Genomic DNA, 21,347 nt, shown 5'->3' on the forward strand with positions numbered 1-21,347 from the left:
GGGACCTTGGCCCCTGCCCGCTCGCGTGGCTCGGGCGCGAGCGTGGGGCCAGGAGGTCCCGTCATGTCCGCACGCCACCGCAGCCACCTGTCCCACCGGCCCCTCACCGAACGGGTCGTCCTCACCCTCCTGCTGTTCCTGGGCATCACGGCGTCGGCCGGTGGCGCGGCCTTCGTCCTGGCCCAGGTTCTCGGCATCGACTCGTGGTTCCCGAGGCGGTGGATCGACCAGATCCCGCTCATCGACAACTGGGTCCTGCCCGGGCTGGTGCTCGGGCTCGGGTTCGGGGTGGGCTCGTTCGTCGCCCGGTGGGGCATGCGCACCCGGGTCGAGTGGGCCTGGACGGGGTGGGTCCGGCGGCTGACCGGACGGCACTGGTCGTGGCTGGCGACGGTGCTGCTGGGGCTCGGGCAGGTGGTCTGGATCGGGCTCGAGCTCGCGTGGATCGAGTTCTCCTTCTTCCACGTCGTCTACGGCGCCCTCGGCCTGGCGCTCCTGCTGCTCCCGTTCACCCCGGCGATGCGCCGCGACCTCGTGCGCGGTACGGCCCTCCCGCAGGCGCCCAGCAGGCCCCGCGAGGGGCTCCCGGGGCCCGTGTGACCTGTGGGTTTGCCGGGGCGCAGGCCGTCCGGGACTTGCCGCCAACGGAATGACAAGCGTGTGATTCGATCCGTATAGTTGTGCCCGCACGGACGGCACCACACGGCGATGAAGGACGAGACCCGAGAGTGAACGCGGCACACGAGCAGGACCACGCGAGCGCAGCCACGGAGCTGAGCGAGCGCGACCGCGAGATCATCGCCTTCGAGCGCCAGTGGTGGAAGTACGCCGGGGCCAAGGAGCAGGCCATCCGCGACCTGTTCGACATGAGCGCCACCCGCTACTACCAGGTCCTCAACAGCCTCATCGACTCCCCGGCGGCGCTCGAGGCCGACCCGATGCTCATCAAGCGGCTGCGCCGGCTGCGCGCGTCGCGCCAGCGCGCCCGCAGCGCCCGGCGGCTCGGCATCCAGCTGTAGCGCCCCCTCGGCCAGCCACGCCCGTCCCTGCAGCAGGCTGGACGGGCGTTGCTGCGTCCCGGCCCGCACACCGCGCCGCCCCCTCGGCCGGGCTCCACGGCATACCGCACCCTCCCAGGCCCTCCGCAGACCAACGGTGGTGCGGCAACCTGCGGGTTGTCGTCCCGCGGTATGCCGGACAACCGTTGGTCTGCGCGTGTCGCGGGCGGGCCGGGCGTGCTTGACTGCCGTCCGTGGGTGAGGTGCGGATCCGCAGCGCAGGGGCCGACGACGCGCTCGTCGTCGCCGCCCTCGCGCTCCAGTGCGCCATCCACCGCGGCGGGACGGGGGAACCCGGCTTCCTCGACCGGTTCGCCCGGGCCTGGCTCGCCGACCTGCGGCACCTGCCCGTGTGGGTGGCGGAGGCGGGCGACGACCACGCCGGCTTCCTCCAGGCCCGGGTGGTCGAGCCGCTGCCCGTGCCCCGCGTGGCAGGGGCGCCGGACCTGCTCGTCGAGACCTTCTTCGTCCGCCCCTCCCACCGCGGCATCGGCGTCGGGGAGCAGCTGCTGACCGAGGCGTCGCGCTGGGCGAGGGACGGCGGCTTCGCGGCGGTGCGGATGGCCGCCGGGGTCCACACCCGTCCGATGGTCGAGCGGGTCGGGTTCACCGCGGACGACGCCGCCCACCGGATGGAGCTTCGGTGAGGCCGGGACTGCGCATCGGATCGGTCGTCCTCAACGTGTCGGACGTGCCCGCCGCGACCGCCTTCTGGGGGCCGGCCCTCGGCTACCGGCCGAGGTACGCGCCCGAGCCCGACTGGGTCATCCTGACCGGCCCCGGCGACGGCCCGAACCTGTCCCTCAACGCCGGCGCCACCCGGCCCGACGAGGTCCCGCACGTGCACCTCGACCTCTACGCCCTCGACCAGGCCGCCGAGGTCGACCGGCTCGTCGGGCTCGGCGCCCGCCGTGTCGAGGACTGGCCCTACCCGCAGGACGAGGAGTACGACTACGTCGTCCTGGAGGACCCCGACGGCAACCGGTTCTGCGTCATCGACGCGAGCGACGAATGATGCGGGAGCGGCGACTGATGCGGCAAGACGACTGATGCGGCAGGGCGACTGATGCGGCCGGGACCGACGAACACCCTCACGGACGTCCCCGGCTTCCGGGTCGGGCACGCGACGCGTACCGGCGACGGCTGGCTCACCGGCACGACGGCCGTGCTGTCGCCCGAGGGCGGCGCGGTCGGCGGCGTCGACGTCCGCGGCGGTGCGCCGGGCACCCGCGAGACCGACCTGCTCGACCCGCGGAACCTCGTCGACCGGGTCGACGCCGTCGTGCTCACCGGCGGCAGCGCGTTCGGCCTCGCCGCCGCCGACGGGGTGGTGCGACGGCTGTACGCCGCGGGGCGCGGCTGGCCCATGGGCGCGCCCGGTGAGGTGGTCCCGATCGTGCCGGCCGCCGTGCTCTTCGACCTCGGCCGGGGTGGCGACTTCGCGGCGACGCCCACCGCCGAGGACGGCGCCTACGCCCACGACGTGGCGACGGCTGCACCGGTCGAGCTCGGGTGCGTGGGCGCCGGGACCGGCGCCAGGCTGGGCGGCCTCAAGGGCGGCCTCGGCTCGGCCAGTGCCGTGCTCGACGACGGGACGACGGTGGCGGCGCTCGTCGCGGTCAACGCCCTCGGCGACGCCGTGGACCCCGCGACGGGCGAGCTGTACTCCGCCCGGTGGGCGCTCGCCGACGAGTTCGCCGGCCTGGTGGCACCCGAGCGGCAGGACGTGGAGGCGGCCCGGGACCGGGCGTCCACGGCATACGCGGAACGCCCGATCCGCCCCGGCACGGCGACCACCATCGGGGTCATCGCCACCGACGCAACGCTGACCAAGGCGCAGTGCCAGAAGGTCAGCGGGCTCGGCCACGACGGGCTCGCCCGTGCAGTCCACCCGGTGCACACGCTGCTCGACGGCGACACGCTCTTCACCCTCGCCTCGGGCGTCCGGGCCGCGCCGGACCTCGTCAGCCTGCACGCGCTCATGGTCGCGGCCGGTGACTGCGTGACCCGCGCGGTCGGGCACGCGGTGCTGGCCGCGACGACCACGACGACCGCCGAGGGGGAGCTGCGGTCCTACCGGGACGCGTTCCCGTCGGCCTTCCCCGGCACCTGACGTGGCACCTGATGGGCACCTGGAGGGCGCCCGGGCGCCGCGCCCTTCCCGCCGCTGACGCCGGAGCCCCCTCCCGCCGGCGACCGTGACACGTACCCCGACCCCACCGACGAGGAGACTCATGCACGACGACCGGCTGCTGATCGAGGGTCGGCTGGCCCGCATGCTGGGGCGGGTCGCGGAGGCGGTGTGGCGCGACCCGGAGCCCGTGGAGCTCGCGTCCTGGGAGGCTCCCGGCGAGCCGGTGCCGGTGGCGGAGGGGCTCGCCGCGGCCTACGAGCCGGCGCTGGTCGGGCAGCGCTGGGGGTCGCCCTGGGGCACGACGTGGTGGCGTGTGCGCGGCACCGTGCCTGCGCGACACGAGGGGCACGCGGTCGACCTGCGGCTGGACCTCGGCTTCAACCCGGACTGGACCGGCTTCCACGCCGAGGGCCTGGTGCACCGCGCCGACGGCACCCCGGTCAAGGGCCTCAACCCGCGCACCCAGTGGGTCCGGGTGGCTGACGAGGCGACGGGTGGCGAGGAGGTCGAGCTGTTCGTCGAGTCGGCCTCGAACCCGATGCTGCTCGGCGGCCCCGGGTTCGCGTTCCAGCCGACCCCGCTCGGCGACCCGGAGACGGCCGGCGACGAGCCCCTCTACCGGGTCGAGCGCGCCGAGCTCGCCGTCTTCGAGCGGGAGGTCTGGGAGCTGCAGCAGGACCTCGAGGTCCTCGGCCAGCTCGCCGCGGAGCTGCCGCTCGAGGACGCCCGCCGCTGGGAGCTGCTGCGGGCGATCGACCGCGCGCTCGACCGGGTGGACGTCGCGGACGTCGCCGGCACGGCGGCCTCGGCGCGAGCCGAGCTCCGCGGTGCCTTGGCCGCGCCCGCGCGCGCCAGCGCCCACCGGGTGTCGGCGGTGGGCCACGCCCACATCGACTCCGCGTGGCTGTGGCCGCTGCGCGAGACCGTCCGCAAGGTCGCCCGGACCTGCGCCAACGTCGTCGACCTCATGGACAGCCACCCCGACTTCGTCTACGCGATGTCGTCGGCGCAGCAGTTCGCGTGGCTGAAGGAGCACCGGCCCGCGGTGTGGGAGCGCGTCGTGGAGCGGGTGCGCGAGGGCCGGTTCGTGCCCGTCGGCGGCATGTGGGTCGAGTCCGACACGAACATGCCGGGGGGCGAGGCGCTGGTCCGCCAGCTCAACCACGGCAAGCGGTTCTTCCTCGACGAGCTCGGGGTCGAGACGCGCGAGGTGTGGCTGCCGGACTCGTTCGGCTATACCGCCGCCATGCCGCAGCTCGTGGCACTGTCGGGCTCCCGGTGGTTTCTCACCCAGAAGATCTCCTGGAACACGACGAACCGGTTCCCGCACCACACCTTCCGCTGGGAGGGCCTCGACGGCACGAGGGTCTTCACCCACTTCCCGCCGGTCGACACGTACAACTCGGAGATCTCCGGGGGCGAACTGGCCCACGCAGCAAGGAACTTCGCCGACAAGGGCGCGGCGACGCGGTCACTCGTGCCGTTCGGCTGGGGTGACGGCGGCGGTGGGCCGACCCGCGAGATGCTCGCCCGGGCCGCGCGCCTGCGCGACCTAGACGGGTCGCCGCGGGTGGAGGTCGAGCGGCCGGACGCGTTCTTCGCGGCCGCCGAGACGGACTACCCCGACGCCCCGGTGTGGGTGGGCGAGCTCTACCTGGAGTTCCACCGCGGCACCTACACGTCGCAGGCGCGCACCAAGCAGGGCAACCGCCGCAGCGAGCACCTCCTGCGCGAAGCCGAGCTGTGGGCGGCCACGGCCGCGGTGCGCACCGGCGCGGCATACCCGCTGGAGGACCTCGACCGGCTCTGGAAGGTGGTGCTGCTCAACCAGTTCCACGACATCCTCCCCGGCTCCTCGATCGCGTGGGTGCACCGCCAGGCCGTGGAGGCGTATGCCGCGGTGGCGGCCGAGCTCGAAGGCGTCATCGCCCGCGCGCAGTCGGCCCTGGCCGGCGAGGGCGACGTCGAGGTGGCGTTCAACGCCGCGCCCCACGACCGGGCCGGCGTGCCCGCGCTCGGCGCCGCGCCCGTGGAGCCGTCCGCTGCCGACGTCGAGGTGCGGGCCGACGCGGACGGGTGGGTGCTCGACAACGGTCTGGTGACGGCCAGGGTCGACGCCCGTGGGCTGCTCGTGTCGGTCGTCGACGCGGCGTCCGGTCGCGAGGCATTGGCCCCGGGGTCGGCGGCCAACCTGTTGCAGGTCCACCCGGACACCCCCAACAAGTGGGATGCCTGGGACGTGGACGCCTTCTACCGCAACGCCGTCCGCGACCTCGACGAGGCCGAGTCGGTGGAGGTGGTCGACGGTGGCGTGCGCGTGGTGCGCCGGTTCGGGTCCTCGACGGCGACGCAGCTCGTGACGCTGCCGGTCGGCGAGCCCCGGGTCGACGTCGACACCGAGGTGGACTGGCGCGAGCGCGAGCAGATCCTCAAGGCGGCGTTCGACCTCGACGTCGCGACCGAGCGGGCGACGTCCGAGGTGCAGTTCGGGCACGTCCACCGCCCGACCCACACCAACACCTCGTGGGACGCCGCCAAGTTCGAGACCTGCGCCCACCGCTGGGTGCACGTCGGCGAGCCCGGGTACGGCGCCGCGGTCGTCAACGACTCGACCTACGGCCACGACGTCACCCGGCGCGAGCGGCAGGGCGGCGGCACGAGCACCTGCGTGCGGCTGTCGTTGCTGCGCGCGCCGCAGAGCCCCGACCCGCACGCCGACCTCGGCGTGCACCGGATGCGGTACGCCCTGGTGCCGGGCGTCGGGATCGCCGAGGCGGTGCGGGAGGGCTACCGGCTCAACCTGCCGCTCCGGGTCGTGCGGGGCGCCGGTGGCCGCGTCGACCCGCTGGTGGAGGTCGACGGGGACGGCGTGCTCGTCGAGGCGGTCAAGCTGGCCGACGACGGCTCGGGCGACGTGGTCGTCCGGCTCTACGAGGCGCTCGGTCGGCGGTGCTCGGCCCGCGTCCGTCCGGGGTTCGACCACACCGGGGCGTGTGCCGTGGACCTGCTCGAGCGACCCCTGCCCACCGACGGTGTCACCGACGAGGGCCTGGACGGGGGCGTCTCGCTCGCCCTCCGTCCTTTCCAGGTCGTCACCCTCCGCTTCGCCCGCGGCTGAGGAGTCGCGCGTCCCGCCGGACCAGGCCGCCTGCCAGCAAGTCGGGCCCTCGCGGAACCGATTGTGACGACGGCCCGGGCCAACGGTTGCGAGTCGGGCCCTCGCGGAACCGATTCCGCCAGCCACCTCGGGCCCGACGGTGCCCCGAGCTCTCGACCCGGGCGCCGTGAGGCTGCCACGCTGGGGCATGGCCGCTCCCCAGGAGCCCTTCGAGGGCTCGGACTTCACCGTCGACCTCGGCACGGGCGAGGAGGTCCGCTTCTCGCGGGTGGACCTGCCGGTCGCCCACGTGGACGAGGTCGCGCACCGGTCGGGCACCGACCGCAGCAACGAGGCGCGGATGCAGCCGGGCCTCGCCGGGTACTCCCGGCTCGTCCTCACCAGGGGCCTCACGGCCGACCTGTCGCTGTGGACGTGGTGGAAGGCCGCGCGCGACGGCGACCCGCAGGTCGACCGCGACGTCCGCGTCCGCCTCCTCGACGCGACCCGGTCCCCGGTACTGGCCTGGCGCTTCCGCAACGCGTTCCCCGCGGCATACCGCGTCTCACCGCTGGTGGCCACGTCGAGCGAGGTGGTGGCCGAGACCGTGGAGCTCGTCTTCGACTCGATGGACGTCGAGGCCACCTGACCGGCCCCTCGCCCCCTCCGGGGCCGGCGCCGCGGGCGCCCTCCGCGGACGCGTCCCGTCGTTTGCACTCTCCACCCGAGAGTGCCAATAATGGCGTTAGCACTCTCACCCTGAGAGTGACAATCCTGGCCAGTCAAGGTGAGGTCCGGGATGCGCGGATGACATGAGCCGTGCGTGCCGGTCCGTCCGTCGCGGGCACCCGCTGGCCGTCACATCGATTCGCGTGGGAGGAACCACCCGAATGGCCAAGATCATCGCCTTCGATGAAGAGGCTCGTCGCGGGCTCGAGCGGGGCATGAACACCCTCGCCGACGCCGTCCGCGTCACCCTCGGCCCGAAGGGCCGCAACGTCGTGCTCGAGAAGAAGTGGGGCGCCCCCACGATCACCAACGATGGTGTGTCCATCGCCAAGGAGATCGAGCTCGACGACCCGTACGAGAAGATCGGTGCCGAGCTCGTCAAGGAGGTCGCGAAGAAGACCGACGACGTCGCGGGCGACGGCACCACCACCGCCACCGTGCTGGCCCAGGCCCTCGTCAAGGAGGGTCTGCGCAACGTCGCGGCCGGCGCCAACCCGATGGCCCTCAAGCGCGGCATCGAGAAGGCCACCGAGGCCGTCTCCGGCCAGCTGCTCGAGATGGCCAAGGACGTCGAGACCAAGGAGCAGATCGCCTCCACCGCCTCGATCTCCGCCGCTGACCCGCAGATCGGCGAGATGATCGCCGAGGCCATGGACAAGGTCGGCAAGGAAGGCGTCATCACCGTCGAGGAGAGCAACACCTTCGGCCTCGAGCTCGAGCTCACCGAGGGCATGCGCTTCGACAAGGGCTACATCAGCCACTACTTCGTCACCGACACCGAGCGCATGGAGGCCGTGCTCGAGGACCCCTACGTCCTCGTCGTGAACTCCAAGATCTCGGGCATCAAGGACCTGCTCCCGCTGCTCGAGAAGGTCATGCAGTCCGGCAAGCCGCTGCTGATCATCTCCGAGGACGTCGAGGGCGAGGCCCTGTCGACCCTCGTGGTCAACAAGATCCGTGGCACCTTCAAGTCCGTCGCCGTCAAGGCCCCGGGCTTCGGTGACCGCCGCAAGGCCATGCTGGCCGACATCGCCATCCTCACCGGTGGCCAGGTCATCTCCGAGGAGGTCGGCCTCAAGCTCGACACCGCGGAGCTCGACCTGCTCGGCCGTGCGCGCAAGGTCGTCGTCACCAAGGACGAGACCACGATCGTCGAGGGTGCGGGCGACGCCGACCAGATCCAGGGTCGCGTCAACCAGATCCGCGCCGAGATCGAGAAGTCGGACAGCGACTACGACCGCGAGAAGCTGCAGGAGCGCCTGGCCAAGCTGGCCGGCGGTGTCGCAGTCATCAAGGCCGGCGCCGCGACCGAGGTCGAGCTCAAGGAGCGCAAGCACCGCATCGAGGACGCCGTGCGCAACGCCAAGGCTGCCGTCGAGGAGGGCATCGTCGCCGGTGGTGGCGTGGCCCTGCTCCAGGCTGGCAAGGCCGCGTTCGAGAAGCTCGAGCTCGAGGGTGACGAGGCCACCGGCGCGAACATCGTCAAGGTCGCCATCGAGGCCCCGCTCAAGCAGATCGCGATCAACGCCGGTCTCGAGGGCGGCGTCGTCGCGGAGAAGGTCTCGAACCTCCCCGCCGGCCACGGCCTCAACGCCGCCACGGGCGAGTACGTCGACCTCGTGGCCGCGGGCATCATCGACCCGGCCAAGGTGACGCGCTCCGCGCTGCAGAACGCCGCGTCGATCGCCGCGCTGTTCCTCACCACCGAGGCCGTCATCGCCGACAAGCCCGAGAAGGTCGCCGCGGCGGCCCCGGGTGGCGACGAGATGGGCGGCATGGGTTTCTGAGCCGACGCTCGGGACCTGCCGCACACGGCATACGCGCAAGGGCGGCTCACCTCCGGGTGGGCCGCCCTTCCGCATGTCCCGGGGGTGCCGCGGGCGTCCACCGGGCCGCACGTCCCGGTATGCCGCGTACCTCCCGGTCCGTCCGCGCGACTCCGGTGCCCGGGGTCGCGCGGACGTGTAGAACAGTGCGATGACCACCGACGTGCCCGAGGGGCCGCTCGTCCTCGGACCCCTGTTGCGGTACGTCGGCGAGAGCTCGGCCACGGTCTGGGTGCAGACCCGCGACCCGGGCACCGTCGAGGTCGAGGCCTTCGGGCGCACGTGGCAGGCGCGCACGTTCGGGGCGCACGGGCGGCACTACGCGCTCGTCGTCCTCCAGGGGCTCGAGGCGGGCGCGAGCAGCGACTACGTCGTGCGCATCGCCGGCGAGCAGGTCTGGCCCGAGCGCGAGCCGCGGTACGCCGGGCTGCCGGCCAGCCGGGTGCGGCTGCTGCGCCGGTCGGAGCCGACCCGCCTGACCTTCGGCTCCTGCCGCACCAGCGTCCCGCACGACAAGGAGGGCAACGCCAGCAACGGTGTCGACGCCCTGCGGGCGATGGCGTACCACCTCAGCCGGCCCGAGCGGAGGACGGAGGACTGGCCGCACCTCGTGGCCTTCCTCGGCGACCAGGTGTACGCCGACGAGACCTCTGAGGAGATGCGCGCCTACATCGCCTCGCGGCGCAGCCTCGACGAGCCGCCGGGCGGCGAGCTCAAGGACTACGACGAGTACGCCCACCTGTACCTGCTGGCGTGGTCGGACCCGCTCAACCGCTGGCTGCTGTCGACGCTGCCGAGCGCGATGATCTTCGACGACCACGACATCCGGGACGACTGGAACACCTCGCTGTCGTGGCACCGGGAGATCAACGCCACTCCGTGGTGGCACGACCGCATCGTCGGCGGGCTCGGGTCGTACTGGGTGTACCAGCACCTGGGCAACCTCTCGCCGGACGAGCTCGCGACCGACGAGCTGTGGCAGGTCGTCGCCGGCCACGCGGGTGACGACGAGGTCGACCTCACCTCGACCCTCGACGCGTTCGCGGACCGGGTCGACCGTCGGCCCGAGACCTACCGCTGGAGCTACAGCCGCGACCTCGGCGAGTCGCGCCTGGTCGTCGTCGACTCGCGCGCCGCCCGGGTGCTCCAGCCGGGCCACCGGTCGATCCTCGACGACGACGAGATGGCCTGGCTCGACGAGCAGCTGCGTGGTGACGTGGACCACCTCTTCGTGGGCACCTCGCTGCCGTTCCTCATGGCGCAGGGCATCCACGACCTCGAGGCCATCAACGAGGCGATGGCCAACGGCGCCTGGGGCCACCGCGTGGCCGTGTGGGGCGAGAAGCTGCGCCGCGCCGTCGACCTCGAGCACTGGGCAGCCTTCCAGGAGGGCTTCCTGCGCGTCATGGAGATGGTGACCGAGGTGGCCGGTGGACGCAGGGGCAGGCGGCCCGGCACCATCACCTTCCTGTCCGGCGACGTGCACAACTCCTACGTCACGGAGATCACCCCATCGAGCATGGAGCCCGGCAGCAGCAGGGTGGTGCAGCTCGTCTGCTCGCCGATCCGGAACCCGTTGCCGCGCAAGGTCCGCATCGCGCAGGCCTTCCTCGGGAAGCGGCTGGCCAGGCCGATGGAGCTCGTCGTCCGGCACACCGACAAGGTGCCGACCGCGCCCTACCCGTGGACCGTCACGCACGGCCCCTGGTTCGACAACACCCTGGCCACCCTCGAGGTCCGCGGTCGCGGGCTGGTCGTGCGGTGGGACGCCGGCGAGGTCCACGGCGACCGCTACGACGAGCCGGACACGCGGCAGGTCGCCCGGGTGGCCATCTCCTGACCCCTGCTGCGACGAACACCCCGGGAACGAAGCCGGGAGGTTCGGGGTTTCCTCAGGGTGAGGTCAGGGTCGAACCCGAGGGTCCCGGGCCGGCGCCGTCCCTACCGTGGAGGAGAAGGGGAAACCACTGTGAGCCGGGAGCTTGAGATGACATCCACCACCACGACCGAGACACCCACGGCGCAGAGCCGGCGGGATGCCCAGCCGCCTGCGGCACGGGTCGTCGACCTGACCAAGGTGTACGGGAAGGGGGAGACGGCGGTCCGCGCCCTCGACGGGGTCAGCCTCGACATCCGCCGCGGTGAGTTCACCGCGATCATGGGCCCCTCCGGGTCGGGGAAGTCGACGATGATGCACTGCGCGGCCGGTCTGGACGCGGTCACCAGTGGCCAGGTCCTCATCGGTGACGTGGACATCACGACGCTCAAGGACAAGGCCCTCACTGCCCTGCGCCGCGACCGGATCGGGTTCGTCTTCCAGGCCTTCAACCTGGTCCCCACCCTCAGCGCGCAGGAGAACATCCTGCTGCCCATGGCCATCGCCGGGCGCAGGCCGGACCGCGAGTGGTTGGACCTCGTCATCGACACCGTCGGGCTGCGCGACCGGCTCTCACACCGGCCGAGCGAGCTCTCGGGTGGCCAGCAGCAGCGCGTGGCCTGCGCCCGGGCGCTGGTGAGCCGACCCGAGATCGTCTTCGCGGACGAGCCGACGGGCAACCTGGACTCGTCGTCCGGCGCTGAGGTGCTGTCGTTCCTGCGCCGCAGCGTCGACGAGTTCGGCCAGACGATCGTCATGGTCACGCACGACCCGGTCGCCGCCTCGCACACCGACCGCGTCGTCTTCCTCGCCGACGGCCGCTTCGTCGACGAGATGCGCGACCCCACCGCCGAGCGCATCCTCGAGCGGATGGCCGAGCTGTCGGCGCACCACGCGGTGGCCCCCAGCCACCCCTCGGAGGGCTGACCCGTGCTGAGGGCCAGCTGGAAGAGCCTGCTCGGCCGCAAGCTGCGGCTGTTCATGAGCGCCTTCGCCATCATCCTGGGCGTCTCGTTCGTGTCGGGCTCGTTCATCTTCACGGACACGCTCGGCAAGGCGTTCGACGGCATCGTCAACACCGTGGGTGACGTCGTCGTCCGCCCCCAGGTCACCGGCAGCAGCTTCGAGCAGGGGCGGACCGCCAAGACGGTGCCGGGCTCCCTCGTGCGCTCGATCGCCGAGGTTCCCGGCGTCGCGCGGGCCGACGGCAACGTCAGCGACCCCACGACGTTCGTCGTCTCCACCAAGGGCAAGCTCATCGGTGGCGGTGGCCCGCCCGGGCTCGGCCTGAGCCACAACGACGCGCCGACCTCGGCCGGCGACCCGCCGGCGACCTTGTCCAGCGGCCGCTGGCCACAGGGGGACAAGGAGGTCGTGCTCGACTCCTCGACCGCAGCCCGCGCCGGCTACAAGCTCGGCGACACCGTCCAGCTGGTCACCAGCAGCGCGACCCCCAAGCTGTCGGCGAAGCTCGTGGGCATCGCCGAGTTCAAGGGCGGCACCGTCGGCGCCACCCTGGCGTTCTTCGACACGAGGACGGCCCAGCAGATCTACTACGGGGGCAAGGACCAGTACAGCAACGCCTGGGTGACGGCCAAGCCCGGCGTCTCCGCTGCGGACCTCGCGCGGGCCGTGCAGGCCAAGCTCCCGTCGGGCTACCAGGCCGTGACCGGTGACGCCGTGGCCAAGGAGTCGCAGGACTCGGTCACCAAGGCGCTGTCGTTCATCAACGTCTTCCTGCTCATCTTCGCCGGGATCGCCCTGTTCGTCGGGTCGTTCCTCATCATCAACACCTTCTCGATCCTCGTCGCCCAGCGCAGCCGCGAGCTCGCCCTGCTGCGGGCACTCGGCGCGGGACGCCGGCAGGTGACGCGGTCGGTGCTGTTCGAGGCGGTCGTCGTCGGGTTGGTGGGGTCGACCCTCGGGCTGGGCCTCGGGTTCGTCCTGGCCATCGGCATCACGAAGCTGTTCGCGCAGTTCGGGCTCGACCTCAGCGGCTCGCCGCTCGTCTTCCGCCCGACGACCGCCCTCATCGCGTATGCCGTGGGGCTGGTCGTGACCATGCTCGCCGCCTACCTGCCTGCCCGCCGGGCCGGCAAGGTGCCGCCGGTCGCCGCCATGCGCGACGACGTCGCGCTGCCCGAGTCGACGATGCGCTGGCGGCTCATGGTGGGGCTGTGCCTGTTCCTGTTCGGGCTGTGGGCCACCTGGCTCGGTGCCTTCACCAGCGCCGACCACGGGTCCTACTGGGTCGGGTCCGGTGTGTTCGGCCTGGTCATGGCGGCCATCCTGACCAGCCCGGTGATCGGTCGTCCGGTGATCGCCCTGCTGGGCACCGTCTACCGCCGGTTGTTCGGGGCCGTGGGGCTCATGGCCGAGCAGAACGCGGTCCGCAACCCGCGCCGCACGGCGGCCACCGCGTCCGCCCTCATGATCGGCCTGACCCTGGTGTCGATGATGTCCGTCTTCGGCGCCTCGGCCAAGGCGAGTGTCGACCGGTCGGTCAGCGAGAACTTCGTCGCCGACTACGTCGTCTCGAATGCCGTCGGGCAGCCGTTCTCCGCGACCATCACGCGTGAGCTCGCTGCCGTCCCGGGCGTGCAGGCGGCGGCGTCCATGCGCTACACGGGCTCCACGATCGAGGGGAACCAGTCGTGGACCGGTGCCGTCGTCCCCGACCAGTTCGCCGAGGTGGTGCCGCTGCAGATGAAGGCGGGCTCGTTCCGGGGCGCCGGCGACCGCAGCGTCTTCCTCGACGAGGACAAGGCTGCTGCGCTCGACGCCCGAGTGGGCTCGCGGGTCGACGTGGCCATCGCGGGCGGCAAGCCGCAGGCCCTCACGGTGGCGGGCATCTTCGCCAAGCAGGCCATCACTCCGCCCGTGCTCGTCACCCAGGCGGCTGCGACCGCCGCCGGCGAGCCGGCGCAGGACACGGCCACGTACATCCTGCGCAAGCCGGGTGCCTCGGCCGCTGCGGTCGAGTCGGCCCTCGCCAAGGTCGTCGACGCCCAGCCGTCGGTCACGCTCAAGGACCAGGGCGCCTTCGCCGCGGAGCAGCGCAAGCCGATCGACCAGATGCTCTACATCATCTACGCCCTGCTCGGGCTGGCCGTCGTCATCGCTGTGCTGGGCATCGTCAACACCCTGGCGTTGTCGGTGATCGAGCGCACCCGCGAGATCGGCCTGCTCCGGGCGGTGGGCCTGAGCCGGCGACAGCTGCGCAGCATGCTGCGGCTCGAGTCGGTCGCCATCGCCCTGCTGGGTGCGGTGCTCGGCGTCCTCCTCGGCCTCGGTGCCGGATGTGTGCTCCAGCGCAGCCTGGCCGACCAGGGGATCGACGTGCTGTCGATCCCGGCGGCCCAGCTGGCGGTGTTCGTGGTGCTCTCGGGGCTGGTCGGCGTCCTGGCCGCCCTGTGGCCCGGACGGCGCGCCGCCCGCCTCGACGTCCTGCGCGCGATCACCACCGAGTGACCGTTGGGCATCCAGCGAGGGTCACACCCGTGGCCCCTCGCTGGTCGACCGGCGGCATCACGCCCCCAGGAGCCGCACCTTGAGCCTCTCGAACTCGTCGCGGGTGATGTCGCCGTTGGCGAGCAGGCGCGACAGCTCGGTGAGCCCCGCGAGGGGGTCGGCAGGGGTGCCCGGGGCGGCAGCCACGGGCGTGGGTTGCACCGGTTGGTAGGGGTACGTCGGGACCATGCGCTCCCGGTGGGCCCGGATGTGGTCGTTGATGAGGGCCGTGAGGCGCTTGGCGTTGTGGATGCGCGAGTCCGACATCTTCGTGGTCACGCCTTCGGTGCGGGTCACACCGGCCGTGCCGTAGTTGAGGGCGAACCCGAAGAAGCCGTGTTGGTACCAGGCTTCGAACAGGTTGCCCCACGGGTTGTACCAGGTGAGCTTGCGCCAGGGCAGGATCCCGCGACGCACTCGCACTCCGTCCGGGGTCACGGTCCAGGAGACGCTGCGCAGCCACAGCATCCGGTAGATCGAGCGGACGACGACCAGGAAGATCACGAAGCCGACGAAGGACCTGGCGCCCCCTTCCAGCTGTGCCTCGACGAGGCCGAGGAAACCCGCCACGACCACGAGCCAGAGCCCGGTGTAGACGTACGCCACGGCGCTCTTGTGGAAGACGGTCGTCCCCGATGTCGTCGTCATGCGCTGAACGTACGACCGGGCGGCCCGAGCCGCTTCGCCCGAACTGCGTGGACGAACGCGGCATACCCGCCGAAAGCCGCCGAGGCCGCCTGCCGCCGCGGGCGACCCCTGGGTCACTGGAACATGCGCACGGTCTGGGCCTCGGTCTCGGCGTACTGCGCACCGGCCGCGGCCAGGACGCCGCCGATCGAGTCGAGCGAGGCCCGGACCTGCTTCTGCGTCGCCTGCCACTCGCCCACGAGCGACTGGAACCGCGCCGAGGCGGTGCCGGTCCACGCGTCCTGCAGGACGGTGAGCCGGCTCATCATCGCCGTCACCTGCCCGTCGATCTCCCCCGAGATGCGGGCGATGTCGCCCGACGCGGCGCTGATCCGCTCGGTGTCGACCTGGAACTGTGCGGACATGACCCCTCCTGTCGTCCCGGCGCCCCGGTGGCGCCGACTCCCAGCACGGTAGGCGGGCTGCCGGCGGCGCCTGCCGGTTGTCCACAGGCCCCTGTCGGGCCCCGGTCGGGCGCGTCGCTGGCCGGCCGCCGGGGTAGCGTCGGCCCGTGACCATCTGGATCGACCCGCCGGCCTGGCTCGCGCACGGGCGCCTGTGGTCCCACCTCGTGAGCGACCGCTCCTACGACGAGCTGCACGACTTCGCTGCGGCACAGGGCATCCCGCGCCGCGCGTTCGAGGGCGACCACTACGACGTCCCCGAGGAGCGGTATGCCGCGCTGGTCGGCGCGGGCGCGCAGCCGGTGGCCGGGCGTGACCTCGTGCGGATCCTGCGCGCGAGCGGGCTGCGCGTGCAGAAGCGCCGGCTCGAGCGGGTCGTCGCCTCCGTGCCGGACGCGGCGTGGCTGCCGCCGGGGTCACGGGCCGACGTCATCGCCTCGCGCCAGGCGGAGCCGCCCTCGACGACGGTCGTCGTCCGCCTCGCGCTGTGGCGGGGCGAGGAGCTGCTCGTCGTGGACCGCGTCTCGGGCGGGGGCCCCGACCTGCCGTCCGCCCCCGTCGGCGCCCTCGACACCGGGGCGGTGCTGGACCACCTGCACGCGGTCGTCATGGGTGGCCCGGTGCGCGCGACCGCGACCCTGCTCGGCTACGTGCGCAACACCGTCCCGCAGCCCGACGCCGACTACCCGTGGCCGGTGCCGACCGCGGCCTTCGCGGTGTGGACCGACGAGGTGGAGGCCGGGACGCAGGCCCTCGCCGGGCGCTGGGTCCACCCGGCCGAGGTCGAGGGCGAGCTGTCCACCCGGCACTGGTGGCCCTTGGTGTCGGGCGGGCCGCGCCGGTGAGCGGTCTCGTCGGCCGCGTCCCGGGTGCCCGCTTCGCCGACGGCAGCTCGTGCGACGTCGACCTCTGGCTCGACCCGGTGCCCGTCCCGCCCGGCCGCGTCTTCGCGGCCATGGTGGTGCTGCGCGACGGCGACGGCCGGTGTGCCGCCGCCTGGAGCCCGCGCCGGCAGGAGTGGGGGATCCCCGGGGGCTGGCGCGAGGACGGCGAGTCCGTGCCCGAGTGCGCGGTCCGCGAGGTGTGGGAGGAGACGGGGGTGCGCCTGCACGCGGCGGACCTGGTGCCCGTCGGGCACGAGGACTTCCACCCCATCGGCGTCCGCGGTCGCTGGCCGGCCGAGGGTGGCAGCATGCAGCTGTATGCCGCGCGGCTCGAGGCCCCGGGGCCACCCCTCGTGGCGGGGGAACCGGACGCGGTCGACCCCCAGTGGCTGGATCCTGCGGAGCTCGAAGCCCGCTCGGGCGGCCAGTTCTGGTGGCCGATGGTGGCGGGCGTCCTGGCGGGCTGACCCGGGGTCCCGGAGGTCGCGCGGGCGCAGTGGGGTGCAGGGCGCTCGCCGGTGCGGACGCGGCCTCACTCAGGCGAGCGCGCGCAGCTCCGCGGCGAGGTTCTGCCGGGCGCGCTCCTCCCACGTGTCCCGGGCGAAGGAGGTCGCGTAGACGGAGTCCCGCTCGAGGAACGGTCGGAGCACGGCGGCCCGGCCGGCGCGGAACGCCTCGTCGGGCACGGCGGCATACTCCTCGCGCACCTGCTCGGTGTACTGGGCGTACCGGTCCGGCGGTGCGGACAGGATCCACAGGTCGGCGTCGTGGAAGGCGGCAGGGAGGCCGCTGTCGGGCAGGTCGTGGGACGTCGTGGCGAGAACGAGGTCGCGCACCGTGGCGACGTCCTCCTCCTCGAGCCCGAGGGCGTGCAGGTCTCGGGTGGCCAGGTCCGCGCTGGCCCGCTCGTTGTCGCCGCCGGTGGCCGACGGGTCGTAGACCGCGTCGTGGAACCAGCCCACCAGCCGCCCCAGGGTCCCCTCGCGGGTGTCGAGCGCACCTGCCTGCTCGAGGTCCTCCAGCGCCCAGAAGACCTCCACGAGGTGGCGGGTGGTGTGGTACCTGCGGTGCGGCTCGGTCCAGCGGGCGAGCAGGTCGGCGCCGATCGCCTGGACCGCGTCCGAGTGGGCGTGCGGAGCGAGGTCGCCGAGGTCGAGCTTCCACCACGTGATGAGTGCCGGCACGGCCGGCAGTCTGGCACGGGTCGGGCGCGCGGTAGGTGATGTGGCGGGCCCCCGTCGTGCGGGAGCGGGTCGCTCAGCTCGTGCGACCGCGGTACCGGCGAACCTTGGCGCGGTCGCCGCACGTGGCCATGTCGCACCATCGGCGCTGCTTGCTGCGGGACCGGTCCAGGAACGGGTGGGTGCACCGGTCGTCGGCGCACCAGCGGACGACCGCGCCGTCGTCGCGGTCGTAGAGCTCCGTGGCGGCCCGCGCCACCGCCGCCAGGCACGCCGCCGCGGGGCCGCGGCGGACGACCGAGCCGTCCGGGCCGAGCTGCGGGACGGGTCCCGGCAGGCGCGCGAGCCGGTTGACCGCCGCCCGGCCGGCTGGCGGCGGGGCCGCACCGGCGACGAGGGCGGTCACCAGGGCGTGTAGGTGCTCGCGCAGCCGTACTGCCGCTCGCAGGTCCTCCGTCGTCACCCTCGGCGCCCGGTCGACGATGCCGGCGTCGACGAACCACTGCGCCAGCGTCGCTGCGTCGGTGAGCTCGTCGAGGTCGGTCGTGCCCCGCTCCGCGACGGTGCCGACGAGGTCGAGTGCCGGGTTGCCGGCCACGTGGACCAGGGACATGTCACCAGTTTGACAGGTGTCACGAAGTCGATCAAGGTCGTGGTAACTGGTCAAAGGGGTGTCATGCGACGGCGCGGTGTGGTCCTGTTCCTCGGTAGTGCTGTCCTGGTGCGCTCGATGGACGCCGGGGCCGGCGTCGGCCTCGTCCTGCTGTGCACCGACCGGGTGTCGCACGATCCGGTCCGTGTGGCCGGGCTGCTCGCCGCCGCGCTCACGGCGCTCCACGTCACGGGACCCCTGAGCGCACCGCTGCTCGGACGGGTCCGCGACCGCAGGTGGGTCGTGTCGATGGCGGGGCTGGTGGCATCGGCGGGTGTGGCGCTCGGCACCGTCGTGGTCGGGTCGTGGCCGATGGCCGCCGCCGTCGTGCCCTGGGCCGTGGCCGGCGCGTGCGGGCCGATGCTCACGGGCGGCCTGAGCAGCCTGCTCCCCTCCGGTGTCGGGGACGGGAGGAGGTCCCGGGCTCTCGACGCACTCACGTACGGCGCGTCGGCGACGGTGGCCCCGGCCCTGGTGGCGCTGCTCGCCACCACGTGGTCCTCCGCCGCCGCGCTGTGGGCGCTCGCCGGCTGCGGGGCCCTCGGCTCGGCGGGCGTCCTGGTCCTCCCTCGGGCCCCCGCAGCCTCGTCGGAGGAACAGCCGGTGACGTCCCGGCAGGTCGCTGCGCACCTGTGGCGCGAACCCCGGCTGCGCACGGTCGTGGCCCTCACGTGGGTGGGTGCGCTCACGGTGTCGGCAGCCCTGCTCACCGGAACGGCGCTCGCCCGCCGTCAGGGGAGCGCCGAGGCCGGATGGGTCGTCTCGGCCTTCGGGCTGGGCGGCCTGGCGGCCGGCCTGGGCCTGGCGGTCCGCCCACTGCGAGCGCGTCCCGATGCCGGGATGGTCCTCGTGACGGGGGTGCTGGGGGCCGTGCTCGCGGGGTGCGCCGTGGTGGGTGCCGACGCCCCGTTCCTGGCTGCCGGGTTCGGCGCGCTCGGGGGAGTGCTCGCGGTCCACACGCTGCTCAGCCTGTCGGCGCGTGGAGAGCTCTCGCCACCGCACCTCGCGGGGCCGGTGTTCGTCGCCGTCGGCGGGGCCAAGGTCGCCTTCTCCTCGGCCGGGACCGCGCTCGCGGGGTTCGCTGCCGCGTGGGGCGGTCAGCGCGTGCTGGCCGGGCTGGGCGTGGTGACGGTGCTGTCCGCACTCGGGATCGCACCGGGCGCCCTGCGTCGCGCCGGGTTCAGTCGGCCAGCTCGGCCGGGAGCGGTTGCGCGTGCACCACGGTGAGGGCGGAGACGGCACGCGTGAGGACGACGTAGAGACGGCGCAGACCGGTGCGGGCATCCGGCTCGGCCGCCGCGATCTCCGCAGGCTCGACCACGACGACCCGGTCGAACTCGAGGCCCTTCGCGACGCTGGCCGGGACGACGTCGACCTGGTGGTCGATGTCGCCGTGGTCCTGCCCCAGGACACCGTGCTCGATACCGTTGTCCTGCAAGGCCTTCGTGAGTGCCGGTACTGAGGCGTCGGGGGCTATGACGCCGACCGAGCCCGGCTCGGCCGACTCCGTCGCCACGACCTCGACCACCCGTGCGGCCACGTCTCCGGCCACCGGCACGAGGTCGAGCCGGCCCGGGTTGTCACGGACCGAGACCGGCGCGCCCAGTCCCTGGGCCATGTGCGGCAGGAGGCGCGCTGCATACTCGATGACCGACGCGGGCACGCGGAAGCCGCGGTCGAGCACCTCCACGTGGCTGCCCGGCTTGCCCAGGTGGGCCAGCGAGGACTCCCACGAGTCGGTGGCCCACGGTGTGGTGCCCTGTGCGATGTCGCCGAGCACCGTCGCCGCACCGGTGGAGCAGCGCCGTCCCACGGCGCGCAGCTGCATCGGCGAGAGGTCCTGCGCCTCGTCGAGCACGACGTGGCCGAGCGAGGGCGTGCGGCTGATGTGGTCGGTCAGTTCGTCGAGCAGCACGGCGTCGGCGTGGGACCAGCGCGCGGCCCCCTTGGTGCGAGGAGGGTTGTCCCACAACAGGACCCGCTGCTCGTCCTCGGTGAGGAGGCCGTCGGCGTGGCGTGCGAGGACCTCGGCGTCGGAGAGCAGGTCGAACAGCACCGCCTTGGCGTCCAGCGCCGGCCAGAGGGTGCCGACGTACTTCTTCACGACGGCCGAGCGCGCGACCGCGTCCTGCACGCGGTCGTCGGGCGAGTCCCCGGCCGCCTCCATCTTGAGCAGGACGGTGTGGGCGAGGCGTTGGGGCAGCATCTGCCGGGCGGCGTCGTAGCGCACGCCCCGCGCGCGGAGCTCCTCGACGATCTCCGCGACCTCGTATGCCGGGACGCGCCACTTGCGCACGCCGCGCGGCACGACGAGTGGCTCGGTCGCAGTGCCGACCGCCGACCACACGGCGCGGCGGAGCACCTCCGCCAGCCGGGCGTCGCCCTTGAGCACGGCCGTCTCGGTGGGGTCGGTGCCGCGGACCGGCACCGAGGCCACGAGCTCCTCGATGGTGGTGTGGCCGACGGCGACCTCACCGAGGGCCGGCAGGACGGCGCCGATGTGCTCGAGGAAGGCGCGGTTCGGCCCGATGACGAGCACCCCGGACCGGGCGAGCTTGTCGCGGAACGCGTAGAGCAGCCACGCGGCGCGGTGCAGGCCGACGGCGGTCTTGCCCGTGCCCGGAGCCCCCTGGACGCAGATGGTCCGGTCCGCGCCGGCGCGCACGATCTCGTCCTGCTCGGGCTGGATGGTGGCGACGATGTCGCGCATCGGGCCGACACGGGGCCGCTCGATCTCCTCGGCGAGGATCTGGCTGCGGACCTCGTGCTCGCCGCGGTCCTGGAGGTGCTCGTCCTCGTAGGCGGTGATGCGCCCGTGGTCGAGGCCGAACCGGCGGCGCAGCACCACGCCCATCGGGTCGGTGCGGGAGGCCCGGTAGAACGCCGTCGACATCTGGGCGCGCCAGTCGATGACCATGGGGTCACCGTGCTCGTCCGCGACGTGGCGACGGCCGATGTGCCAGCTCTCGGGTCCCTGGTCGGAGTGCGAGCCGTCGGTGTCGACCCGGCCGAAGAACAGGGTCGTCGAGGGGTCGTCCTCGAGGGAGGCCGCACGCAGGTGCAGGGTGCGGGCCAGGTGCTCGGCCGAGATCGGGTCGTGGGCCTGGACCTTGAGCGACAGGGTCTGCTCACGCATCCGCGCCAGCGCCGCCCGTGCGCGCTCGAGGTGCTCCCTCTCCCGCTCGAGCTCGTCGAGGGCGGAGGCGTCAGGCACGAGGGGCGATTCTGCCACCGGACCCCGGCTCGGCCAACCGCGTTTCCCCGTTCCGCCGCAGACGAGGCCGCGCCCCTCGGGAAGGGGACCCGAGG

General features: G+C 73.1%; 19 protein-coding genes. 14 read left to right on the plus strand and 5 right to left on the minus strand.

Annotated features, from left to right (window positions below; translation table 11 throughout):
* Positions 1 to 63 precede the first annotated feature (63 nt).
* The 11 genes from ACFUC1_RS08195 to ACFUC1_RS08245 all read left to right on the plus strand — a co-directional run bounded on the left by ACFUC1_RS08195 (position 64) and on the right by ACFUC1_RS08245 (position 14,191).
* Positions 64 to 600 carry a hypothetical protein gene (locus tag ACFUC1_RS08195; protein WP_379118489.1) on the plus strand — a complete coding sequence of 179 codons (537 nt, stop codon included), beginning with the start codon at positions 64 to 66 and terminating at the stop codon, positions 598 to 600.
* A 128-nt stretch (positions 601 to 728) separates the two neighbouring features.
* Entirely contained in the window at positions 729 to 1,019 is a 291-nt protein-coding gene (locus ACFUC1_RS08200; protein WP_310150947.1) for a DUF3263 domain-containing protein, read from the plus strand.
* Positions 1,020 to 1,252: 233 nt separating this feature from the next.
* Positions 1,253 to 1,705, plus strand: a complete 453-nt coding sequence (locus ACFUC1_RS08205) for a GNAT family N-acetyltransferase (protein WP_379118491.1) — start codon at positions 1,253 to 1,255, stop codon at positions 1,703 to 1,705.
* Complete coding sequence (locus tag ACFUC1_RS08210; RefSeq protein ID WP_379118494.1) at positions 1,702 to 2,073, plus strand: VOC family protein; 372 nt, start codon at positions 1,702 to 1,704, stop codon at positions 2,071 to 2,073. The genes ACFUC1_RS08205 and ACFUC1_RS08210 overlap by 4 nt, the downstream gene beginning before the upstream one ends.
* Before the next feature lie 51 nt (positions 2,074 to 2,124).
* The gene (locus ACFUC1_RS08215; RefSeq protein ID WP_379118497.1) at positions 2,125 to 3,171 is read left to right on the plus strand and encodes a P1 family peptidase; all 1,047 of its coding nucleotides are present in this window, start codon (positions 2,125 to 2,127) and stop codon (positions 3,169 to 3,171) included.
* Positions 3,172 to 3,292: 121 nt separating this feature from the next.
* Entirely contained in the window at positions 3,293 to 6,310 is a 3,018-nt protein-coding gene (locus ACFUC1_RS08220) for an alpha-mannosidase (RefSeq protein WP_379118499.1), read from the plus strand.
* Positions 6,311 to 6,497: 187 nt separating this feature from the next.
* Positions 6,498 to 6,938, plus strand: a complete 441-nt coding sequence (locus ACFUC1_RS08225) for a phage tail protein (RefSeq protein WP_379118500.1) — start codon at positions 6,498 to 6,500, stop codon at positions 6,936 to 6,938.
* Positions 6,939 to 7,179: 241 nt separating this feature from the next.
* Positions 7,180 to 8,805 carry a chaperonin GroEL gene (groL, locus tag ACFUC1_RS08230; protein ID WP_379118502.1) on the plus strand — a complete coding sequence of 542 codons (1,626 nt, stop codon included), beginning with the start codon at positions 7,180 to 7,182 and terminating at the stop codon, positions 8,803 to 8,805.
* A 190-nt stretch (positions 8,806 to 8,995) separates the two neighbouring features.
* Positions 8,996 to 10,684, plus strand: a complete 1,689-nt coding sequence (locus tag ACFUC1_RS08235; RefSeq protein WP_379118504.1) for an alkaline phosphatase D family protein — start codon at positions 8,996 to 8,998, stop codon at positions 10,682 to 10,684.
* Positions 10,685 to 10,831: 147 nt separating this feature from the next.
* Entirely contained in the window at positions 10,832 to 11,647 is an 816-nt protein-coding gene (locus ACFUC1_RS08240) for an ABC transporter ATP-binding protein (RefSeq protein WP_379118506.1), read from the plus strand.
* Between the two features lie 3 nt (positions 11,648 to 11,650).
* A complete protein-coding gene (locus ACFUC1_RS08245) occupies positions 11,651 to 14,191 on the plus strand; it encodes an ABC transporter permease (protein WP_379118508.1) in 2,541 nt (846 codons plus the stop codon).
* A 57-nt stretch (positions 14,192 to 14,248) separates the two neighbouring features.
* Here ACFUC1_RS08245 and ACFUC1_RS08250 read toward each other — a convergent pair whose 3' ends face one another.
* Positions 14,249 to 14,878 carry a hypothetical protein gene (locus ACFUC1_RS08250; RefSeq protein ID WP_379118510.1) on the minus strand — a complete coding sequence of 210 codons (630 nt, stop codon included), beginning with the start codon at positions 14,876 to 14,878 and terminating at the stop codon, positions 14,249 to 14,251.
* Between the two features lie 113 nt (positions 14,879 to 14,991).
* Positions 14,992 to 15,282: a WXG100 family type VII secretion target gene (locus tag ACFUC1_RS08255; RefSeq protein WP_379118511.1), complete on the minus strand. Its 291-nt coding sequence runs from the start codon at positions 15,280 to 15,282 to the stop codon at positions 14,992 to 14,994.
* A 146-nt stretch (positions 15,283 to 15,428) separates the two neighbouring features.
* Between ACFUC1_RS08255 and ACFUC1_RS08260 the strand changes: the two genes are divergently transcribed.
* Positions 15,429 to 16,166, plus strand: coding sequence for a DUF4031 domain-containing protein (locus ACFUC1_RS08260; protein ID WP_379118513.1), 738 nt, complete (start codon positions 15,429 to 15,431; stop codon positions 16,164 to 16,166).
* Positions 16,163 to 16,672: an NUDIX hydrolase gene (locus tag ACFUC1_RS08265; RefSeq protein WP_379118515.1), complete on the plus strand. Its 510-nt coding sequence runs from the start codon at positions 16,163 to 16,165 to the stop codon at positions 16,670 to 16,672. The genes ACFUC1_RS08260 and ACFUC1_RS08265 overlap by 4 nt, the downstream gene beginning before the upstream one ends.
* Positions 16,673 to 16,741: 69 nt before the next feature.
* On the opposite strand, the gene ACFUC1_RS08270 is transcribed toward ACFUC1_RS08265, so the two are convergent.
* On the minus strand, positions 16,742 to 17,389 hold the full coding sequence (locus ACFUC1_RS08270) for a hypothetical protein (protein WP_379118517.1): 648 nt from the start codon (positions 17,387 to 17,389) through the stop codon (positions 16,742 to 16,744).
* A 73-nt stretch (positions 17,390 to 17,462) separates the two neighbouring features.
* A complete protein-coding gene (locus ACFUC1_RS08275; RefSeq protein ID WP_379118519.1) occupies positions 17,463 to 17,999 on the minus strand; it encodes a CGNR zinc finger domain-containing protein in 537 nt (178 codons plus the stop codon).
* 63 nt (positions 18,000 to 18,062) lie between these two features.
* On the opposite strand from ACFUC1_RS08275, the gene ACFUC1_RS08280 reads away from it, so the two are divergent.
* A complete protein-coding gene (locus ACFUC1_RS08280; protein WP_379118521.1) occupies positions 18,063 to 19,265 on the plus strand; it encodes a hypothetical protein in 1,203 nt (400 codons plus the stop codon).
* Here the strand turns inward: ACFUC1_RS08280 and ACFUC1_RS08285 are convergent.
* Entirely contained in the window at positions 19,219 to 21,252 is a 2,034-nt protein-coding gene (locus ACFUC1_RS08285) for a HelD family protein (protein ID WP_379118523.1), read from the minus strand. The genes ACFUC1_RS08280 and ACFUC1_RS08285 overlap by 47 nt on opposite strands.
* Positions 21,253 to 21,347 lie beyond the last annotated feature (95 nt).

The organism is Pedococcus sp. NPDC057267 (genome assembly GCF_042668795.1).
Classification (GTDB): domain Bacteria; phylum Actinomycetota; class Actinomycetes; order Actinomycetales; family Dermatophilaceae; genus Pedococcus.

Bases quoted from the DNA above. Each gene is read 5' to 3' on its own strand.
- ACFUC1_RS08240 (WP_379118506.1), top strand. From the start codon at position 10,832: ATGACATCCACCACCACGACCGAGACACCCACGGCGCAGAGCCGGCGG.
- ACFUC1_RS08275 (WP_379118519.1), bottom strand. From the start codon at position 17,999: ATGTCCCTGGTCCACGTGGCCGGCAACCCGGCACTCGACCTCGTCGGC.
- ACFUC1_RS08220 (WP_379118499.1), top strand. From the start codon at position 3,293: ATGCACGACGACCGGCTGCTGATCGAGGGTCGGCTGGCCCGCATGCTG.
- ACFUC1_RS08250 (WP_379118510.1), bottom strand. From the start codon at position 14,878: ATGACGACGACATCGGGGACGACCGTCTTCCACAAGAGCGCCGTGGCG.
- ACFUC1_RS08195 (WP_379118489.1), top strand. From the start codon at position 64: ATGTCCGCACGCCACCGCAGCCACCTGTCCCACCGGCCCCTCACCGAA.
- ACFUC1_RS08255 (WP_379118511.1), bottom strand. From the start codon at position 15,282: ATGTCCGCACAGTTCCAGGTCGACACCGAGCGGATCAGCGCCGCGTCG.
- ACFUC1_RS08215 (WP_379118497.1), top strand. From the start codon at position 2,125: ATGCGGCCGGGACCGACGAACACCCTCACGGACGTCCCCGGCTTCCGG.
- ACFUC1_RS08280 (WP_379118521.1), top strand. From the start codon at position 18,063: ATGCGACGGCGCGGTGTGGTCCTGTTCCTCGGTAGTGCTGTCCTGGTG.
- ACFUC1_RS08235 (WP_379118504.1), top strand. From the start codon at position 8,996: ATGACCACCGACGTGCCCGAGGGGCCGCTCGTCCTCGGACCCCTGTTG.
- groL (WP_379118502.1), top strand. From the start codon at position 7,180: ATGGCCAAGATCATCGCCTTCGATGAAGAGGCTCGTCGCGGGCTCGAG.
- ACFUC1_RS08225 (WP_379118500.1), top strand. From the start codon at position 6,498: ATGGCCGCTCCCCAGGAGCCCTTCGAGGGCTCGGACTTCACCGTCGAC.